Raw genomic sequence first — 13110 nt, forward strand, 5'->3', positions numbered from 1 at the left:
GGAGAACACTCATGCAGAGCACGACGCGGCGATGGAATCACAGAGAAGAGCTCCGAGCAGATCTCCCTCCGGTGCAGCAGGAAAGGCGGCGCCGCGTCTGGCCGCCGGGGCGGTTGAGGAGTCTGTGGATTGCCGTGGCCCTGGGAACGCTATCCGGCGCCCTGGCCGCTCCAGCGCCTGGCCTGAAAGGGGCCACGCTCTGCCTGAGCCCTACAATCACCGTGACACTCGGAAACGACACCGATATCCGGCTGGCTGGACTGGCGGACCGACTCTACGCCGAGGCCAGGGCACTTCTGCGGGCTGGGGGCGTAAAATATTCGGAGGAGCAGGTGTGCCGTCAGGCGAGTGCGGAGCTCACGCTGTCCGTCAGCGTGGTGCCTGGCGGGGGCGGCCTGGGTTCGGAGACGAGGGTTTCAGCGCGCGTGGATGATGAATCGGCCGACGGGCCGAACACCTGGCTGAGCAGCAGTGTGCTCCGCTGGTCGGCCGTCAAATACGGCAGTGCGAGACTTCGTGAGCCCGAGGTTACGGCACGGCTCTCAGGAGACACCCGGACCCTGCTGGGCCAACTCGTGAACGACTGGAAAGCTGCCAACCGCTGACCGGGACAGCTCAGTCAGCGGTTGAAGCGAAAACTCCTCTCCCTGCTCCGCCGCCTCGCGGAGCAGGGAGAGGGAGTGGGGAGTGCGGAACTCCCATGACCTGCCGTTCGTCACTCCACCTCCACGGTTCCTTGCATAAAGGGGTGGGGCAAGCAATGGTAGGTGAAACGGCCCGTCTGGAGGAAGGTGACGGTCACCCGTCCATGGGGGGGCAAGGCATGCTGTTGCTCCTTTCCGTCCAGTGTCACGATGACATGATGCGCGACGCTGTCGTGGTTTTCCCAGGTGACGCTCCCGCCCGCGCGCAGGCGGACGGCTTCCGGAGCGAACTCGAAGTTCGAGATGGCGATCACGGCGGAGGCGGTGCCAATCTCACTGCTTGGGGAAGGCGCATGAGCATGATCGTGCGCGCTTTGCGGCGCGGGTGTGCCATCGGCCTTCAGTGCCGGGCTGCCTGCCACATCAAAGTGCATGCCGCCCGGGTACTGGCCCCCGGTGGTGTTGGCGTTGCTGTTGTGATCATGCTAGGGGAAAGTTCCGTCTCGTCCCCTGACCAGCACGTCGTAGCGCTCGCCCGGCAGGATGGGCAGTGTGTCGGCGAGGTAGGGGAGAGGCAGATCATGCCCGTCCTTGGCGATGACCAGGAAGCTGGTGCCGTGCAGATGCAGGCTGTGCGGAAGGGCGCCCATGTGGATGAAACGTACCAGATGCGTCTCGCCCGACGGGATCTTAAGCTCCGGGATAAGCGGATGCGCCCTGCCGTTCACGAGAAATGCGTCGTACTGGGGTGTGTAGGGCAGCTTCGCCCCGTCATGGCGACTGTCCCATTCATCGAGAATCAGGGTGTGTTCCTTTGACCAGATCGGTATTTGGTCGGGTTCCTCCACGATCAGCGCCCCGTACATGCCCATGTCGAGGTGAACGTTGGTCTGAAAGTGGCAGTGGTAAGCATGCGTACCTGCCTCGGTAGCGACGAACTCGTAGGTGAAGGTCCCGCCGGGCCGCACCTCGTGGCTGAGGTGGGGTACACCGTCCATTTCCTGTGCCAGAGAGGTGATGCCGTGCAGGTGCAGGACGTGGGGCTGATCATGTGTGTTGACCAGGGTGATCTGGACACGCTCACCGACCTTGACGCGGAGTTCGGGGCCGGGGACGCTGGCGGGCTGACCCGGAAAGCCAAAGGCCCACTGCTCGACCTGTACGCCGGGCACGATTTCAGTTTGGATGCGGTGAACTTCGAGCGTGAATTCGTGGGTTCCACGCGTGGCCTGGGCCAGGGGCACGGTGCCTTCCGGGCGGGTGAGGAACTGCCGCACGATATCGGTGCGGGCAGACAGGCCCGGCGTCTCACCCCGCGCGGGAGCGGTGCCGAGCACCAGGGTGCCCAGCATGCAGGCACGGACAACAGGGATGATCCGGGGGCAACGTTTCATAGAGGGCTCCTTGTGCGAGGACGGCTGCGTGCCGCGCGTGACGGCAACGTATAAGGCCCGGCGTGATTCGGGCCTGATTGGCATGGAAGGGCTTGCCGGCCCTGCCAGAGCCAATGTCAAACTCCTTCAACCGCCGTGTAGAACCCGTGCAGGTGCCACCAGGAATTTCGTCGAGGTTCCCGCTGGCTCTGTATTCAGACAACAAAGGACTGAACTTGATGCGCCGTTCGCGGAAAGATCTCGTGGCAGACCTGGACACTGTTCGTGTCGAGCCACGCCTGGACAGCATCAGCGGTATCGGGAAGTCATGTCAGTCAGGCTTGGCAGCAGACGGTTATGGCAGTTGTTGGTGTGCAGAGCGTAGGAGGCCTTGGAAAGGCGGGTAGACTGAACTTCGGGCCACCTGCTGCACCGTCTCTTGCCATAACTTGAACGCAGCTTGTTGATGGGAGCGGGGGCGGTCGAGCGGGCGGGGTGGTGAAGGTTTTCCAGGCGGGCGTGCAGCTCAAAAAAGCCTTGCGCCCGTCGTTGTGATCCCAGTTCTCGCTGCTGAGGTTCCTGCCGACGGGTCGGGCGGTGGGGTTGTTAAAGCGAGCCGTGGAAACCATCTGGACGTGCTCCACAAAGCGGAGCACGGGAAGCTCGCGCAGGGCCGCACCATAACTCCAGAGTTTGTCGGGTGGATCACCTCCAGCATGTCGCCCCTCTCCAGACATCGCCGTGACTGAGGGTAAAGCGGTGCTACATCCAGACCGCGTCGCTGATCAGGGCGAGAGGAATCGGTAGCTAGGATGCTCCTTGCCGCTCAGCATTGCCTCACCCTGCCCCAGCAACTTGCCACAACCGCAGCGGACGCAACAGCGCAGCAAAGCCTAAGCGTCCCTTTTGTTCCTCTTATGGTCGCCCTATGGGAAGTCTTTGCAACTTTAAGCGGCCTGGGGTGCGGGTTCTTGATTTCTACGCAACATTCTCTAGCCATGCTCAGACCCCTACGGTTGGTTCAGGAGGCACTGATGAATCCCATCCCCAACTTCACTTGTCCACAAGCCAAGTTTCGCCGCTCTCGACTGTTCTCAGCCGCTTTACTGCTGTCGCTCCTGCCGGTAGCCAGCGGAGCACCAGCGGTTCCCAGCTTTCACCTGTGTCAACTGATGTCGGTGCCAGTGGTCCAGCCGATCTTTGCGCCCATAGCGGACGGCCGCCCGCTCGAAAAACCGTTGGAAGGCGTTGGAGGGCGCAGCTGCTCGTATCGGATTCCCTCGCCTTCCGGCCCTGGTACGCCGAATCTGGAGCAGGTCCGCACGCTGGTTGAAACGGCATTCTTTGACTCGCCGAGCACTGCCCGTGCGGCGCTGACCAGTGATCTGGAAATGGCCCGCGAACGGAAACTGACGAACATCAGGAAACTCAAAGGGCTGGGGGACGATGCATTCGTCTCAGAACAGGGCGAGAGTGTGAGTATTCGCGTCGTCCGGGGGCGAATGTTAATGGCTGTCAATCTTGGGAAAGTGGACGCCACCTTCGAGGCACGCCGAGATGTCGCACTGGGACTGGCCAAACAGGCCCTGATCCGCCTGCCTGCTGTGGGGAAGTGAGGCCTGGAGCAGAAAGTCGAGAACGGTCCTAGATGTGCGCCAATGTCCTTGCCTACCTGTTGCCAGCGGCTCGAATTGCCGGGATGGTACTGGCAATTGAACATGGATCAGGACGAATCTCTCCAGTGGCGGTCTGAACTTCAGACCGCAGCATCAACGGCGTGTTGCCAGGCCAGGTGAGCCTTGGACTGGTCCAGTCTTCGATTGAGCGCAGGGACCGTGGTGCGGGTGTGCTGCTAGAGGTTCGAAACGCAGGCAGGACCAGAAATTCCTGCGTTCGTGGCTGTTTCTTGAAGCCCAGCCCACTTCGCTCCTGTTCCCGAGTCGGGCGATGCGATTGAGCAAGGGGTTGTTGCAATGGGCCGTCGAGAGGACCTGGGTGTGCTCCACAGCCTGGCATACGGGAAGTTCTCGAATGGCGGCTCCGTCACGTCAGAGCTTGTCCGTGTGAAGGACGTCTGGCACGTCGTCATTGATCAAGAGGCGTTCAAAGAAGGTCCTGGCGGCATGGTGTTCCGGTGGGTTTGCAAAAGAATGGCGAGCGCCGTGCCAGTGTCATCGACGGCCTGCCGTCACCAGTGTTTCTTGCCACTATTCCGGGTGCACACCTCGTTCAGCCACCACCGGGAACAGAGGCGCCCCTCACAGTAGCGGAGCTCTTCGGTAAGGGGCGGCGCGAACTTGTTGTTCCATTGGCGAAGGTTTCGTGACTGATGATCTTGTTGCGCTGTGCAGCACCACGCTCGCTCAGGGAAATCGCTGGGAGAGCCAGAGAGCGTGTTGGATGCCTCTGAGCGGAAAACGGTGTCGGTAGGGCTTGCGGTCTGTTACGGACGATCAGCCGACGGCCGTTAACTTGCCGCAACCCTGGAGAGGGAGGTTGCCGTCACTCGCGAATCCATTCGGGCCTGGTGCATCAAGTTCAGTAATCTCTTTGCTCAAAGCCTCCGCCACCGGGAACAGGGGCGGGATTCCCGGTGGCATCTTCGACTTTACGGCGCGTGGATGTGGGTAGCCTCACGCACTGGCTGTAGCGGGCCGCCCTGGAGCGCGGAGCTGTGCTGCACGTCTTCCTGCAAGAAGATCGCAACACCGAGGTCGCCAGATCGTTCTTCGGGCGACTGCTGAGCGAGTACGACGTGCCAGGGGATGTCCATACGGACAAACTTCGGAGCTACGGTACAGCGCTCCGGAACTTCCCCCGTGCTCCACGAGGTGGAGCACGGGGGGGTCGTCTCGACCGCCCGTTGCAACAACCCCATTGAGCAGTCCACCGACCGACACGGCGCCGCGTTCGGCAACAGGGGAGCTCAGGTCACGCCCATGAGCCCAGGATTCCTCGCCCTACATGCCCGAGTCTCGAACCTTCACCAACCCCCTCGCTTCACCGTCCCTGCCCCTTATCGCCGTTTTTACCAGGAGACAGCCTTCAAGCCCAGGCAACAGGTCGTGCAACAGGCGGCTCGAACTTGAGGCCGCTCGCGTTCCTGAGGCTCTCTTACCTTCTTCAGAGGGAACAACCTGCCACAACCGCTCAGACCAATGACAGCTTGAACCCAAGGAAGCGAAATCGGGTTCTAATCATGTCGGATAGACATGTTGAGCCAGACGGTCACCGCTTGGTTCAGGCGGTGCAGTCTCACTCTTTTGTGCGGCTGACTTCATAACAAGCCAGGATGTTGCCCGAGCCCTGCCAGGTGCGTGAGCTGAGCAGTTTCAGCGACACTGCAGGCCTATCCACGAACAGCGGCGTGCCCTCGCCAGCAATGAGCGGGAAGATGACGAGGTGCAGTTCGTCAATCAGATCATGGGTCAGCAGATGGTTCCAGAGCGTGCGGCCCGCAAACATGAAGATCTCCCGGCCCTTCAGAGCTTTAAGGGCCGCCACCTCCTGCACGGCGTCTGCTACACGGACGATGTGGGTCTCATCCCAGGGTGAGAGCTCTTCAGGGGTAAGGTGATCCGACACCACCAGTTTTTCCGTCTGCGCTTGTAACCCGGCCATCTCGCGCCGCACAGCGCTGGCACCTGGATCAAGCGGTACGCCCGTCCAGTACCGCATATTGTCCAGAAAATTGCGGTGTCCGTTGTAGAGCAACGTATCTGCCGCCCTCATCCGCTCTGCCATGTACTCATCAAAATGCTGATCCCCTGCATAGTCTCGGTGAAGGTGGTCAAAAATAGCGTCCAACTTGCGGTCTTTGCCCTCGTAGTAGCCGTCCAGCGTGACGAGATTGCCGACTATGAGTTTGCGCACCGTGTCTCCTTTGTTATGCCTCAAGCGTAATATGGAAAAGAAGTTGGATCAAGGCTTGCCAGTACCCAACCCGATTCCCTGGCGTAGATCTCGGTACCGAATTCACATCACCTGGGTTTCCACAAAGTTCATAACGAGGGAAACGTTCCCTGGGACGTTGAAAACATTTGAAACACCAACCTGATCTAGCAGTCGGCCTGAGCCACCATGCGCTGTATGACCTGTGCCGCTTGTGGATGATTGAGACGGGCGAGACGCTCCGCCACTTCCGGCTCAGTGAATGGGGGACGCCAGAACGGAGCAATGGTTTTACGGAAGACCCGGCAGGGCGCCTGGAAATCCTGAGCTAGGACCGGGGCCAGCCAGAGGTCTGGATGACTTTTTCAAGACGTCACTTGCGCAAAGGAAACACGGCGGAGCGCGGGGAAGCTCACCCTGTCAGGCAGGGAATCTGTCATCTTCAGGTGATGTGCTCTGCGAGACGCCAGGATGTGCTCATTGTGGGCGCAGGCCTTTCCGGCCTGGTGGCCGCCGATCTCCTGACTCGCGCTCACCTGAACGTCCTTGTGCTTGAAGCCCGCGACCGCGTCGGGGGACGCACCCATTCTGTCCGCATGCCGGCCGAGACCAGCGCCTGGACCGATCTGGGTGGTGCCTGGACCCGCCCTCATCACACCGAGGCCCGGCGACTCGCTGAAGAGCTCGGTGTGGCGCGATTTGCCCAGTATGTAGAGGGCGACGGCCTCCTCGACCTGGGACCGCGGGGGGTTGAGCGGCTCGCTGAGCCCTCGCCCATGACCGGTGCGGCCCGGTTTTATGACGGTGCACAGGCCATGAGTCACCAACTGGCCGCGCGTTTGCCAGCAGGAAGCATCGTGCTGAACGCACCTGCGACCGCGATAGAAGTGGCGGCGGACGGGGTCGAGGTTCGTGTTCAGCGGTCCATCCAGGCATGCGAGACGTTCAGCGCGCGCGCCGTCATCGTGACCCTGCCACCGCGCCTGGTGGCAGGCACGCTGAACTTCCAGCCCGATCTGTCACCGCAGTTCCGGCAAACGCTTCTGGACATGCCCACCTGGATGGGGCACGCTTCAAAAGTGTTCGTGAGGTACCGGGAGGCTTTCTGGCGGGACCAGGGCCTGTCTGGTTTCGCGCTCAGCGGGCGCGGGCCACTCGAGGAGATTCATGATGTCTCCTCGCCGGATGGGCAACTGGTGGCGCTCTTCGGCTTCTTGTCAGGCGGGCCCTACTGGCGTAACCAGACGCTTGAGCAGCGTCAGCAGGCGGTCATCGAGCAGCTCGTCCGCCTCTTCGGGCCACAGGCGCTGACGTTTCTTACCTACCACGAGATGGATTGGGTCCAGGAAAAGTACACCAGTACCGCAGAGGACGCCGCCGTCCCGCTGGCCGACTTCCAGTACGGGCACCAGGCTTTTGAGGAGCCTGCATTTGGAGGCCGGGTCTTCTGGGCTGGCACGGAGACCTCGGCCGTTGATGGGGGGATGCTTGAAGGCGCGGTTCGGTCCGGAAAGCGCGCGGCCTACCTGGTTCAGGCGACGTTGATGGATTGACACGGCTCCCTGTAGGCAGAGGGGAGAGGACGCCTCGAGCGTGCTGCCTGTTGATCAATGCCGCGCTCGGCCAAGCACTTGACGTGGATCGCCAGCCTCAGCGTTGAGGGCATGGAGAGACCCTGGCGCTTTTCATGAACTCCGCGACACCGGTGCAGCCAGATCTTTCTTTGCTCCTCTGCTGGGGAGGACCGCGTCCCAGCAACTGTTCACAGGATCAACCTCTGGAGCGACGGTGCGGCCCTGCGTGAACTCCCCATACTGCACGCCTTCAGGTGGCCTCTACCGTGCGCTGCAACTACTCCAGCGAGCAGCGGGCAGACGTCCTCATGAGCGTCCATTCTGCGCACCAAAGTCTCGAATTTTCATTGCCATCTCCGGACGACGTCCCTGCTTCCCTCCGACGCCGCGACAAACTGTGGCGTGTCAATCTTGGCAGAAAGTCGTCCCTCAGGGCGCCTGCTGACGCCGTCACAGTAGGGTTGCCAGAACACTGCAATCAACGCGTGGGCCGCGCTCACGCTGGGATTTGGCCTGAAGTCGGACCTGACCGTCAACCGACATCCAGATCAAGCGGTGTTCCTGGGCGAGGCTCTCGCTGTACCCGGTCCGGTAGGAGATGCGTCGGCACGTCTCCTGCACCGCGCTGCACAGCACCACCTGGCCTTCTAGAGCCCATGCCGCTGGCAGGGTGAACGCCCCCGCCGCGATCGCTTCGCCGTTGTGATTCCGTATCGGAGCAGCCATCGACCAGACTTGCGATTCCCAATCCTCAAAGGTGGCGACGCCCTACTGAAAGACCGTTTCGAGGATCAGCGCTGCGTACTCAACCTCATCGGTGTCCAGGCCAGATGCCTTGGGATCGTTCAGCACGCGCATCACCACTGGCCAAGGGCGGTGGGCCAGCAGCATCTGCCCGTTCGCACCGTGGTAGGTAGCACCGATCCCACCTTGGGCAGGCAGACACTGTCCAGGTGACGCCCATATCCGCCTGCAAGGGCGGCCTGATCATGAGCCACATGGATGGGTTTGCATGTCGGGCCACCAGGGAAGGGGCGCACTTGCTCCTCTTTCCTAACAGGGTCTCTGCTGTATGGGGCGGTCATAAGGGAGAAACACAGCTCAGAATGCGAGCGGTAAATAGCGCCTGAATCTCGCTCGCTCAGAGCGCCCCCCCAACTCTCAGTCGTGACGGGTTCCGCCTTTCACCACCGGCAAGATCGGGCGCTCCTCCCGGTGGCTGCCCCGCTGCCGGTGGCTGAGGGGGGAGACATGCCGGTCCACCCGCGCGAGCGTCATGAGCTGGCCGGTCAGTTTGGGGAGCAGGTCGTACAGCATGACGAGCCCCTTGGATGGAGCAAGCGGGTAGATCACTGGACGGTAGTGTTCCATCGCGTCAACCACGGCCCGAGCGACCTGCGTGGCCTCCTGCACAGGCCTGACCATGTGCGCCCCTTGACCGCCCTCCTTCACGTTGTCGACATGATCGAAGATCGGGGTTCGGGTTGTCACCGGGAGCAGCACGCTCACCCGGATGCCTGTACGTTCCACGTACATGAGTTCCTGACGCAGAGCCTGCGTCAGGAGTTCCACGAACGCTTTCGTGCCCGCGTACACACCGGTGAACGGAAAACCGACACGCCCCTCGATGGAGGACGTGTTGATGATGTGACCGAAGCCCTGAAGGCGCATCACGGGCAGTGCAGCCTGAACACCGTGCAGGACGCCCATGACGTTCAGTTCGATCAGATTCCGGGTGCGCTGGGGATCACTGTGCTCGACCGTATCTATGAACCACGTGCCCGCATGGTTCATCATCACGTCCAGGCGGCCGTAGGTGGCCACGGCCGTGTTCACCAGCCGCTGCACTTGGGCTGGGTCAGTCACGTCTGTCACGGCCACCGTAGCTTCACCCCCAAGCTGACGCACCTCATCGGCGACGCCCTGGAGGGTTTCCTTGTGGCGTGCGGCCAGGACGACCCGCGCGCCCCGCTGCGCGCACTCCAGTGCCACGGCTCGGCCGATCCCACGGGACGCTCCCGTGACCACCACAACCTTCCCGGAAAGGGCTTCGCCTGGCCCTGAGCGCGACGCCTTAAGGAACTTGAGGGCTACGGTCGCCCCAAGAGTCAAGGTCAGTGCCTCCAGAATGGGGGCGATTTTACGCTGTGATTTGAGGTGGACTGTGTAAAGCCGGAGGGGAGAGAGGCTATCCATTCCACAGTCTTGAACGAAAGGGAGTCCTGCAAGGACCGACGAAGCCTATCGCTACTTTGCCTTTCGTAACAGCTTCCTTAAATCAGGCCAGATCGCGCGCCCTTCCCCCAGAGGTGGGGGAAGAAGGCGCTGGCTGCCTCGGTCTCTCGATGTTCCGGCAAGAAGACGTCCAGTACGGTTCTGCGTTCATCCACGGCTCGCCACAGCCAGTGCCCTACCCCACCGACAGCCACGTACCGTAACGTCCAGGTGTCAACGGGAAACCCGGCGTCCCTTCCCGCTGGCGTACGCCCTGAGCGAAGAGACCTCTGCACCTGATGCACCAGTTTTGGATAGATTCGCGCGTGACGCTGGTTGCCCACTCCAGCAGCAGTTCTTCTGCATCCCGGTCACTCAGGGTAAAGCGATGGGAGAGCCGATCACGACGAGGGGAAACCGGTGCCCGGGAAGCCTTGTACCGCTGGACACCGCATCACCCTATCCCAACGCCTTGCCACAACCGTAGGAAACGCAAATCGCAGGTCGGTCTGCAAGTTATCCTGAGAAGGCGGCTCAGGTGTGTCTTGATCGCAGAAAAAGACCTGTAGGAGCCGACTTCCATTCAGGTCACGAGTTTGAGTGCGGAGTCGGGTGACGCCAATGCCGCTGGGCACCTCCCCAGACTCCAGCAGGTTGCTCGAAGTCAGGCCCTCACCAGCACAGCTGAACCGCCGTTCCTGTCGCAAGGCGACGCCTCATCACGACCGCCTGGCCCCGTTCTGGGGGGGCGTGTAGTAAACGGCTAGAAGTGCAGGCTGCCCGCCAGGAACATTGGCCCACACCACGTTCGCTGCCAGAACCCGGAAGTCAGAAAGGCAGCTGCGTTCCCCTGGTGAGACGTCAGTCCCTGGGCGCGACAAAGCGAACGATGTCTTGAGGCGTAAGGGCGATGTGATCGGGAGTTGAGGCCTGAAGCCGTTCCAGGGGGTCAATGCCCCAGGTCACTGCGACGGCTGCCGCTTTTACCTTCTGCGCTGCGATTACGTCGCGTTCCTCATCACCGACGTGGGCGAGGCGTGAAGGCGCAATGCCCGTATCCCGCATCAATCGTCGGAGCAGTAGCGCCTTGCCAAACAGGTGGTGGCTGGCATAGACGCGGGCCACGCAGCGCTCCAATCCATTGTTGTGAAGGACGGCGCGGATATTGTCCTCGCTATTCGTGGACACGATGAAGGCGTGGACGCCTCGTTCCGTCAGTTGCTGGAGCAGTTCTGGAACGCCTGAATGCAGTTTGATGTGAGAGGTCACGGCTCGGTATGCGCGGATGACCTCCAGCATCATGCCGGGCATATGAGATGCAGGGATGCCCATGGCCCGGCTCCGTTCACGGACTGAGAGAAACCGCAGACGCGCGTAGGATTCGGTGGTCAGCGCCTCGTAGCCGCGCCGCTGGGCCACCTCGTTGTACAGGTTCACCACCACGCGAGGAGAGTCTGCAAGTGTGCCGTCGAAGTCGAAGGCGACGTGGCTGATGTGGGGTGCGTTACCGTGTCCTCCACGCGTCATTGTTTTCATGGACGGAAGCGTATCGTAATTAGCGCGAGTGCACATCTGCCAAATTGCGTGGACTCCAGCGTTCATGACCAGCATGGCCTCACCCCGAATCATGTAAGGCACGCGCCCAGCGATCCAACATCACGTCCTCCGGCGGTCGACCATGCCGTTCCACATAGAACACCACCGCCCCTAGCGCAAGATTGATCACCGCCTCAGCGTCAATGCCGGGCGCAGCGGCCAGGATGCGGGACTGCTCTGCAATCACCTTCGGCGCTGTTAACCCGACTGCGAGCGACCGTATCGGTTCGCGCCGGGCAGCAGGCAACAGCGCGAGCGCCACACGCCCGCCAACACTGCCGTAATACGTTGCTGCCGCCCCCAATAATGCCCGGATCGGATCCTGCCCTGACGTGACGGGCTCGGGCACGCCTGACAGAACGTGGTCGATCAGTGCCGTCGTCAGCGCGAGCTTGTCGGGATACCGGCGGTATAGGGTCGTTTTCGATACGCAGGCCCTGACGGCCACGTCCTCCATCCCTACCGCATCAAGGCCGCGTTCCAGCACCAGGGCGCACGCCGCCTCTAGAATCCGGGTGTCGGCCAGCGGACTCCGGGGACGACCTCGTGAACGACTTCCACTCATCTGTGCCGCCAATCCTAGCGCGCGCGTGACCCAGCGCCTGGCCCCAGGAAGCTTGCTCTCATTGATCACGGTACAGGCTCGGCTTCATAAGCTGATGGGGCGCTTCTGATCACTCGGCGCCGCGTCACCCTGCCCCAACAACTTGTCACAACCGCCGGAGCAGTGAGCATGAGCACATGTGGTGCAGGTCTCCAGCCAATCCGGGAGCGAACTTCATACACCACGCGCCGATGGTTTCGTGACTGATCTCTATGCCGCGTTGGTAGGGCAATTCTTGGGCATTTCAGTCGCTCAGTGGGGAACGCTTGGAGAGCCAATTTGCGTACCCGATGGTGCTCACCGGGGATTGGTGACGGTAGGGTTTGGTGTCGATCACCCCGGATCAGCCTACCCCGATCCAATTAAGGCAGCACAACCTTCCAGTTTGTTACTCGCTGCATATTGCTTCTCTCCATGGCAAGGCTAGATTGTGAATTGATATTGATATATCGTTCTCAATATGGCCGAAACTGTGAAGGACATCAGCGCGGTTGACCATGCTTACCCGGAACAGGGCGAGCTGGTACAAATCGTATTTCTGATCGGTCACTCTGTCTCACTTCTGCCCCGACTGAGAACAGCTGTCCTTGACCGTGGTGAGGGTATACAGTTTGCCGCTGACCCGCCCGGCGTCGCCTTTGCTTCCAATCTGACACAGACGGTTTCTCTCGGCGAACTCCTCGCCGTCGTGCCACTTAGAGGAAGGATCCACGCCATCGGTGGCCCGCACGCAAGCCCAGAAGTCGCAGCTCAGCAGGGCCATTGTGAAGTGGATCTGCGGACGGTCCGGGCGACTGCACCTCAAAAGCCCGCACGCGGCCTTCTTTCCGGTGAAGGAGGGCACTGCCACTGATGTCCACCTTGAAAACCCCACAGCGCCGGAGCCTTTCGCGCGACCGGATTTGGGCGGTTCTTGAGCATGCTCCTGGCCCACTCAAGGCCGAGAAAGTGTGGACGCAAGCGGCTGCCGAGCGTCCTGCTTGGGCATCGCCACCGTTTACCGCGTCTTCAAACACTCATGGTCGAGGGACAGGTCAGGGCAGTCGCGCTTCCCACCGGTACACAGTACGAGCGCTGTCACGCTGGAGATCACCCGCATTTTCTGTGCCGCTGATGCCAGGTGGCCTATGACCTGCCTTCCAACCTATTCCAGTTCCAGTTGCTGACCGTACCGTTCCAGATGGATGCCTACGAACTCATCCTGCACGGCCTGT

General features: G+C 61.4%; 15 protein-coding genes and 2 pseudogenes. 5 read left to right on the top strand and 12 right to left on the bottom strand.

Annotated features, from left to right (window positions below):
* The first annotated feature begins 221 nt into the window (after positions 1 to 221).
* On the top strand, positions 222 to 605 hold the full coding sequence (locus HNQ08_RS14420; protein ID WP_184133490.1) for a hypothetical protein: 384 nt from the start codon (positions 222 to 224) through the stop codon (positions 603 to 605).
* Positions 606 to 715: 110 nt separating this feature from the next.
* On the opposite strand, the gene HNQ08_RS14425 is transcribed toward HNQ08_RS14420, so the two are convergent.
* The 3 genes and pseudogenes from HNQ08_RS14425 to HNQ08_RS27455 all read right to left on the bottom strand — a co-directional run.
* Positions 716 to 1078 carry a plastocyanin/azurin family copper-binding protein gene (locus HNQ08_RS14425; protein ID WP_184133492.1) on the bottom strand — a complete coding sequence of 121 codons (363 nt, stop codon included), beginning with the start codon at positions 1076 to 1078 and terminating at the stop codon, positions 716 to 718.
* Between the two features lie 51 nt (positions 1079 to 1129).
* Entirely contained in the window at positions 1130 to 2038 is a 909-nt protein-coding gene (locus tag HNQ08_RS14430; protein WP_184133502.1) for a multicopper oxidase family protein, read from the bottom strand.
* Positions 2039 to 2488: 450 nt separating this feature from the next.
* Positions 2489 to 2756: pseudogene (locus tag HNQ08_RS27455) on the bottom strand (IS6 family transposase); the annotation flags it as partial.
* Between the two features lie 73 nt (positions 2757 to 2829).
* On the opposite strand from HNQ08_RS27455, the gene HNQ08_RS14435 reads away from it, so the two are divergent.
* Entirely contained in the window at positions 2830 to 3633 is an 804-nt protein-coding gene (locus tag HNQ08_RS14435; RefSeq protein WP_221284203.1) for a hypothetical protein, read from the top strand.
* Between the two features lie 140 nt (positions 3634 to 3773).
* On the opposite strand, the pseudogene HNQ08_RS14440 reads toward HNQ08_RS14435, so the two are convergent.
* A pseudogene (locus tag HNQ08_RS14440) lies at positions 3774 to 4419 on the bottom strand (DDE-type integrase/transposase/recombinase).
* 272 nt (positions 4420 to 4691) lie between these two features.
* On the opposite strand from HNQ08_RS14440, the gene HNQ08_RS14445 reads away from it, so the two are divergent.
* Positions 4692 to 4898, top strand: a complete 207-nt coding sequence (locus HNQ08_RS14445; protein ID WP_184133506.1) for a DDE-type integrase/transposase/recombinase — start codon at positions 4692 to 4694, stop codon at positions 4896 to 4898.
* A gap of 374 nt (positions 4899 to 5272) precedes the next feature.
* On the opposite strand, the gene HNQ08_RS14450 is transcribed toward HNQ08_RS14445, so the two are convergent.
* The gene (locus HNQ08_RS14450) at positions 5273 to 5890 is read right to left on the bottom strand and encodes a dihydrofolate reductase family protein (RefSeq protein ID WP_184133508.1); all 618 of its coding nucleotides are present in this window, start codon (positions 5888 to 5890) and stop codon (positions 5273 to 5275) included.
* Between the two features lie 167 nt (positions 5891 to 6057).
* Between HNQ08_RS14450 and HNQ08_RS14455 the strand changes: the two genes are divergently transcribed.
* Together HNQ08_RS14455 and HNQ08_RS14460 are read left to right on the top strand one after the other, a co-directional pair.
* Complete coding sequence (locus tag HNQ08_RS14455) at positions 6058 to 6240, top strand: hypothetical protein (protein ID WP_184133510.1); 183 nt, start codon at positions 6058 to 6060, stop codon at positions 6238 to 6240.
* Between the two features lie 150 nt (positions 6241 to 6390).
* Entirely contained in the window at positions 6391 to 7461 is a 1071-nt protein-coding gene (locus tag HNQ08_RS14460; protein WP_184133512.1) for a flavin monoamine oxidase family protein, read from the top strand.
* A 471-nt stretch (positions 7462 to 7932) separates the two neighbouring features.
* Here HNQ08_RS14460 and HNQ08_RS14465 read toward each other — a convergent pair whose 3' ends face one another.
* The 7 genes from HNQ08_RS14465 to HNQ08_RS14490 all read right to left on the bottom strand — a co-directional run bounded on the left by HNQ08_RS14465 (position 7933) and on the right by HNQ08_RS14490 (position 12659).
* The gene (locus HNQ08_RS14465) at positions 7933 to 8208 is read right to left on the bottom strand and encodes a hypothetical protein (protein ID WP_184133515.1); all 276 of its coding nucleotides are present in this window, start codon (positions 8206 to 8208) and stop codon (positions 7933 to 7935) included.
* A gap of 42 nt (positions 8209 to 8250) precedes the next feature.
* Positions 8251 to 8373: a hypothetical protein gene (locus HNQ08_RS27930; RefSeq protein WP_268240014.1), complete on the bottom strand. Its 123-nt coding sequence runs from the start codon at positions 8371 to 8373 to the stop codon at positions 8251 to 8253.
* A gap of 270 nt (positions 8374 to 8643) precedes the next feature.
* A complete protein-coding gene (locus tag HNQ08_RS14470) occupies positions 8644 to 9594 on the bottom strand; it encodes an SDR family NAD(P)-dependent oxidoreductase (RefSeq protein ID WP_229790062.1) in 951 nt (316 codons plus the stop codon).
* A 161-nt stretch (positions 9595 to 9755) separates the two neighbouring features.
* Entirely contained in the window at positions 9756 to 10040 is a 285-nt protein-coding gene (locus HNQ08_RS28260) for a DDE-type integrase/transposase/recombinase (protein WP_425321351.1), read from the bottom strand.
* 517 nt (positions 10041 to 10557) lie between these two features.
* Complete coding sequence (locus HNQ08_RS14480) at positions 10558 to 11232, bottom strand: HAD hydrolase-like protein (RefSeq protein WP_229790061.1); 675 nt, start codon at positions 11230 to 11232, stop codon at positions 10558 to 10560.
* Positions 11233 to 11311: 79 nt separating this feature from the next.
* Complete coding sequence (locus HNQ08_RS14485) at positions 11312 to 11857, bottom strand: TetR/AcrR family transcriptional regulator (protein WP_184133521.1); 546 nt, start codon at positions 11855 to 11857, stop codon at positions 11312 to 11314.
* A gap of 595 nt (positions 11858 to 12452) precedes the next feature.
* A complete protein-coding gene (locus HNQ08_RS14490) occupies positions 12453 to 12659 on the bottom strand; it encodes a hypothetical protein (RefSeq protein WP_184133523.1) in 207 nt (68 codons plus the stop codon).
* Between the last annotated feature and the right edge of the window lie 451 nt (positions 12660 to 13110).

Origin of the sequence: Deinococcus humi (genome assembly GCF_014201875.1) — a bacterium.
Taxonomy (GTDB): Bacteria; Deinococcota; Deinococci; order Deinococcales; family Deinococcaceae; genus Deinococcus; species Deinococcus humi.

Excerpts from the sequence above, each read along its gene's own strand:
- HNQ08_RS14425 (WP_184133492.1), bottom strand. The coding sequence starts at position 1,078 with ATGCACTTTGATGTGGCAGGCAGCCCGGCACTGAAGGCCGATGGCACA.
- HNQ08_RS14430 (WP_184133502.1), bottom strand. The coding sequence starts at position 2,038 with ATGAAACGTTGCCCCCGGATCATCCCTGTTGTCCGTGCCTGCATGCTG.
- HNQ08_RS14435 (WP_221284203.1), top strand. The coding sequence starts at position 2,830 with ATGCTCCTTGCCGCTCAGCATTGCCTCACCCTGCCCCAGCAACTTGCC.
- HNQ08_RS14465 (WP_184133515.1), bottom strand. The coding sequence starts at position 8,208 with ATGGCTGCTCCGATACGGAATCACAACGGCGAAGCGATCGCGGCGGGG.
- HNQ08_RS27930 (WP_268240014.1), bottom strand. The coding sequence starts at position 8,373 with ATGCTGCTGGCCCACCGCCCTTGGCCAGTGGTGATGCGCGTGCTGAAC.
- HNQ08_RS14480 (WP_229790061.1), bottom strand. The coding sequence starts at position 11,232 with ATGAAAACAATGACGCGTGGAGGACACGGTAACGCACCCCACATCAGC.
- HNQ08_RS14485 (WP_184133521.1), bottom strand. The coding sequence starts at position 11,857 with ATGAGTGGAAGTCGTTCACGAGGTCGTCCCCGGAGTCCGCTGGCCGAC.
- HNQ08_RS14490 (WP_184133523.1), bottom strand. The coding sequence starts at position 12,659 with ATGGCCCTGCTGAGCTGCGACTTCTGGGCTTGCGTGCGGGCCACCGAT.